Source organism: Exiguobacterium sp. s150 (genome assembly GCF_018618435.1).
GTDB classification, from domain to species: domain Bacteria; phylum Bacillota; class Bacilli; order Exiguobacteriales; family Exiguobacteriaceae; genus Exiguobacterium; species Exiguobacterium alkaliphilum.
On record NZ_JACSMC010000057.1, the window covers coordinates 1 to 5,033 of the forward strand.

5 protein-coding genes are annotated in these 5,033 nt (G+C 52.7%); all 5 read left to right on the top strand.

Annotated features, from left to right (window positions below):
- The first annotated feature begins 168 nt into the window (after window positions 1–168).
- Window positions 169–1,554, top strand: coding sequence for an aldehyde dehydrogenase (locus tag KNP76_RS15280; RefSeq protein ID WP_211779922.1), 1,386 nt, complete (start codon window positions 169–171; stop codon window positions 1,552–1,554).
- A gap of 169 nt (window positions 1,555–1,723) precedes the next feature.
- Window positions 1,724–2,434 carry a Crp/Fnr family transcriptional regulator gene (locus KNP76_RS15285; RefSeq protein WP_034815825.1) on the top strand — a complete coding sequence of 237 codons (711 nt, stop codon included), beginning with the start codon at window positions 1,724–1,726 and terminating at the stop codon, window positions 2,432–2,434.
- Window positions 2,435–2,612: 178 nt separating this feature from the next.
- Window positions 2,613–2,732 carry a cytochrome c oxidase subunit 2A gene (locus tag KNP76_RS15290; protein ID WP_152545902.1) on the top strand — a complete coding sequence of 40 codons (120 nt, stop codon included), beginning with the start codon at window positions 2,613–2,615 and terminating at the stop codon, window positions 2,730–2,732.
- A 21-nt stretch (window positions 2,733–2,753) separates the two neighbouring features.
- Complete coding sequence (locus KNP76_RS15295; protein ID WP_034808393.1) at window positions 2,754–3,224, top strand: cytochrome c oxidase subunit II; 471 nt, start codon at window positions 2,754–2,756, stop codon at window positions 3,222–3,224.
- A 37-nt stretch (window positions 3,225–3,261) separates the two neighbouring features.
- A complete protein-coding gene (locus tag KNP76_RS15300) occupies window positions 3,262–4,911 on the top strand; it encodes a b(o/a)3-type cytochrome-c oxidase subunit 1 (RefSeq protein ID WP_214845013.1) in 1,650 nt (549 codons plus the stop codon).
- Window positions 4,912–5,033: the final 122 nt, after the last annotated feature.

A 5,033-nucleotide genomic window follows, 5' to 3' on the forward strand; every position in this document is an offset into this window, starting at 1 on the left:
TCATCTGAAGGCTTGAGCAAAACAGAAATGGACTGCGCTCGCACAAGCACTTCAGAATCCCACTGCTTTAGCTGTGGGAGTGTCAAGAGCGAGAAGGTTCAAAATGGTCGAGGCCGAGGTTGAAATGATAAGATGGTTGTAGCGCTATCCATCAAGGGAGGAACCTTCATGCTCGCACCGATCGAACAATTGTCAGTCGAGAAACTGATTCAGAAGCAACGCCGTTTCTATAAGACACAAGCGACCAAGTCGCTCGCGTTTCGACTCAGTATGTTGACGTTTTTGAAAGAAGCCATCAAACATCACGAACCAGAAATCATCGAGGCGCTCCAGACAGATTTGAACAAGTCTGAACTCGATGCGTTCACGACCGAGATCGGCTTCATCTATGATGAAATCAATCGAACGACACGTGAATTGAAGCGCTGGATGCGTCCGAAACGCGTGAGCGGAGCGGCAATCCATCTCGGGACGAAAAGTGAGATTATGTATGAACCGTACGGGACGGTCCTCATCATCGCCCCTTGGAATTATCCGTTCCAACTCGCGATCGCCCCACTCATTGGAGCCATCGCAGCCGGGAATACGGCCGTCGTCAAACCGTCCGAACTCACGCCGAACGTGGCGCGCATGATCACGACCGTGCTCGAACGTGCGTTCACTGACCGTTATGTCGTCAGTGTCGAAGGGGATAAAGACGTCGCTTCGGCGCTCCTCGCCGAGAAGTGGGACCACATCTTCTTCACCGGTTCGACTGCGGTCGGGAAAGTCGTCATGGATGCGGCGGCGAAACATTTGACGCCAGTCACGCTTGAACTCGGTGGCAAATCGCCCGCCATCGTGCATGAGGATGCGGTCATTGATATCGCGGCGAAACGAATCGCCTGGGGCAAATGGATGAACGCCGGTCAGACATGTGTCGCACCGGACTACGTCCTCGTCCACGAATCGCGGCGAGACGAATTTTTAGAGGCGATTAAGCGCGAGGCGTTCGCGATGTTCGGCAACGGCGTCGGGACGAAACGATTCACGCGCATCGTCAATACGAGCCACTTCGACCGGATTAGCCGTTATCTAGAGGAAGGCGACATTTACTTTGGCGGGGAGACCGATCGTGACTTGTTGAAGATTGCCCCGACCGTCATGACGGACATCGAGCCGGATGCGAACGTCATGAAAGACGAGATTTTCGGTCCAATCTTGCCGGTCTTGACGTATCGTGATTTGGATGAGGCGATTGAATTCGTGGACGCGCGTCCGCACCCACTCGCCCTCTATTTGTTCACCGAATCGAAAGCGGTCGAACAGAAGACGTTCAAACACCTGGCCTTCGGCGGAGGGTGTGTCAACGACGTCCTCATGCATTTGACGAACCCGAACTTACCGTTTGGCGGAGTCGGGGACAGCGGCATCGGCTCATATCACGGACGTTACAGCTTCGAGACGTTCAGTCATGCGAAGTCGATTTTACGAAACACGACGAAGTTCGATTTACCGCTTCGTTATCCGAACTTTAAGTCGGCCGAGAAATTGATTCGTCTCGTCTACCGTTGAATTTGTTAGACTGTGGCCTTTATGGCTACAGTCTTTTTTGTGCATAAAAACGAAGATTGTTTGAAATGTCACATACTTTTGTGATGAAACCGCCCGTTCTCCTGTATAATAAACCCATACCATGAACGTACGAGACATTCATAACGAATGATGAAGGGAGCAGGGCATGATGTCTACGAAATGTGGAACGACGCAACCGAATAGTTTCATCTTCTCGAGCGAGACGAAACAGTTGTTGCTCGAGATGATGGCGACGCATACCTATCCGAAGGCGAGTATCGTCTGTTGGGAAGGCGAGAAGTGTGACAAATTCTTTTATATAAAAAGTGGAGCGGTCAAGTTTACAAAAATCACGAAAAAAGGGAATCCGCTCGTCATGTTTTTATTTGGATCAGGTGACTTTTTCGGTGAGTTCGACATCGTGGAATCGTACCCGAGCTCATACAGTATCGAAACGACAGAAGAGAGTGTCATTGGTACCATCTCGAAGCAAGAGCTCGAGACGCTCATGCAACAGGATATCCGGTTCGCAGGGGAAATCATTCGCTGGACGTCGATGATGCGCAAGCACTCCGAGATGAAAGTGCGCGACTTGCTTCTTTACGGGAAACCCGGAGCGCTCGCCTCGACGTTGCTCCGCATGGCGGCGATGCATGGGGTGGAAGAAGACGGGACCGTCGTCATCCCGAGACATCCGTCGGACGGGGAGCTCGGTCAACTGATCGGTGCACCGCGTGAGACGGTCAATCGTCTCATGAGCCAGTGGCGTAAGGACGGGATCTTGACGACGTCGTCCAACGCAATTGCAATCCATGATTTCGATTTCTTAAAAGAACTCTGTCATTGCGAAGGGTGTCCGGCTGGGATTTGCCGGTTATAACGATTCAACAGCCGTCTCCTCGTGAGACGGTTTTTATTTTTGTATTTGTGAATTTTGTGTGTGAAAACTACGCAAAAATGATGTGATTGTCACTTTTCGAGTGATAAAAGTCACATATTAACGGTAACTCGATTTCATACAATGAAAGTGGAAATCATAACGGAAAGGGGTCCTTCACTTGGATAAGAACGGTGGGAAAGAACCAGACTTGAGAGGCACGTTCACATCGGTCATGATCGTCGCTGGCGTCATCATCGTCATGTGGTCGTCGGTCTTTTATTTATTCCTCACACGATAACGCAGAAAGGAGTGACGTACGTTGCACATTCATAAACTTGAAAAATATTGGTTAGGTTTCGGCATCATTTTATTGGGCGTCTTTTTGACCGTCCTTGGCATATCCGCATTTGCATCCGGCAACCAGCCGGCTTCTGACGCCGACTTGATCGACCCGGCCACCGTCCATCAGACGGCGCCGTTCGATAACCCGGGGTTACACAAAATCGGGGACAACGAATACGAGCTCGTCATGGTCGCCCAAGCGTTCACCTTCACACCGGGCAACGTCGAGATTCCGAAAGGGGCGAAAGTGACGTTCCTCGTCACGTCACCTGACGTCGTCCACGGCTTTCAGCTCGTCGGGACACCGGTCAACATGATGGTCGTACCGGGTCATATCAACTCGCTCACGTATACGTTTAAAGAAGCCGGAGAATTTCTAATCCTCTGTAACGAGTATTGCGGGACAGGCCATCACATGATGGCGACAAAAATAAAGGTGGTGGATTAACGTGAACGATGTCGCTTCAAAATTGAAACAATGGGAAATGGAGCGGGGCGTGCCTGTACCGAGTATCGGTGTCAAAGAAGCGCGCCTCGCCTATGCCCACGTCGTCATCTCGGTCCTTGCCGTCTTGATCGGTGGCTTGGCGGGACTCATGCAGACATTGATTCGGACCGGTGTCATTCCGGAAGTCTTCGGCTATTATCAACTGTTGACCGCACATGGCATCATGCTCGGCCTCGTCTTCACAACGATGTTCATCATCGGCCTTCTTTACGCGCTTCTCGCTAAGTCGTTCGGGCGATTCGAAGCATTCCCGACACGCCTCGCCTGGCTCGGTTTTTGGATGATTATCGCCGGTGCGGTGCTCGTCACGATTATGGTGCTCGCGAATAAGGCGACGGTGCTCTATACGTTTTACGCGCCGCTCATGGCCGATCCGGTGTTTTATATCGGTCTCGTCTTGTTCGTCGTCGGGACGTGGCTTTCGGCGTTCGCGATGTTCCGGATGTACTCGGACTACAAGCGGGAGAACCCGGGGATTCACCCGCCACTTCCGGCGTTCATGAGTATCATGACGATGCTCCTCTGGGTCATCGCCACGCTCGGTGTCGCCGGGACGATTTTGTTCCAGCTGCTGCCGCTTTCGCTCGGATGGAAAGACACGGTCGGAATCGAGTTGTCGCGGACGCTGTTCTGGTACTTCGGTCACCCGCTCGTCTATTTCTGGCTCATGCCGGCTTATATCGTCTGGTATACGGTCGTGCCAAAAGTCATCGGGGGAAAAATCTTCTCGGATGCTCTCGCTCGGATGGCGTTCCTGTTATTCTTGTTGTTCTCGTTCCCGGTCGGTTTTCACCATCAGTTGACAGAACCTGGCATCGATCCGTTCTGGAAGTTCGTCCAAGTCATCTTGACGTTCCTCGTTGTCATCCCGTCGTTTATGACGGCGTTCTCGCTGTTTGCGACGTTTGAACTTCGAGGGCGCGCCCTCGGTGCCCGCGGACTGTTCGGTTGGGTGAAGAAGATGCCGTACAGTGACGTCCGCTTCCTCGCGCCGTTCGTCGGGATGTTGTTCTTCATTCCGGCCGGTGCGGGCGGGATCATCAACGCGTCACACCAATTGAACGCGATGGTGCACAACACGCTTTGGGTCACCGGTCACTTCCATATCACAGTCGGAACGGCTGTCGCCTTGACGTTCTTCGGGACGGCGTATTGGCTCGTCCCGGTCCTTCGCGGCCGCACGCTCACGAAGGCGATGAATCGCCTCGGGCTGCTGCAAACGGCTACGTGGGCGTTCGGGATGTCGATCATGTCATACGCGATGCACATCTCGGGACTCCAAGGCAACCCGCGACGGACCGGTCCGGCGACTTACTTTTCGGACGCGCTCACTCGGGAATGGATCCCGTACCATATCGCCATGGCGATCGGGGGGACAATCCTCTTAATTTCTGTTCTCATCTTCGTCTACTCGATGTTCAACTTGTCGTTCCTCGCCCCGAAAGGAGAGGAAGAATTCCCGCTCGCGGAGACCGAAGAAGCCGCGATGGAGACACCTCGCTTCTTCGAGAACTGGAAACTGTGGATCACCGTCACGTTCGTTTTAATCGCGTTCGCGTACACGATCCCGATTTGGCACTTGATTGAAAGTGCACCTCCGGGAGCGCGCGGGTGGGTGCTCTGGTAAACTGAAGTCAGCCCAAGCGGCTGACTTTTTTCGGTGAACTACTCACCACTTATTTGCTTCGCAAATTGAAGTGGGAGCTTCTTGGGAAGATCGTACTTTTACTAGCTACGATTATTGACCAA

Excerpts from the sequence above, each read along its gene's own strand:
- KNP76_RS15300 (WP_214845013.1), top strand. The coding sequence starts at position 3,262 with ATGGAGCGGGGCGTGCCTGTACCGAGTATCGGTGTCAAAGAAGCGCGC.
- KNP76_RS15285 (WP_034815825.1), top strand. The coding sequence starts at position 1,724 with ATGTCTACGAAATGTGGAACGACGCAACCGAATAGTTTCATCTTCTCG.
- KNP76_RS15280 (WP_211779922.1), top strand. The coding sequence starts at position 169 with ATGCTCGCACCGATCGAACAATTGTCAGTCGAGAAACTGATTCAGAAG.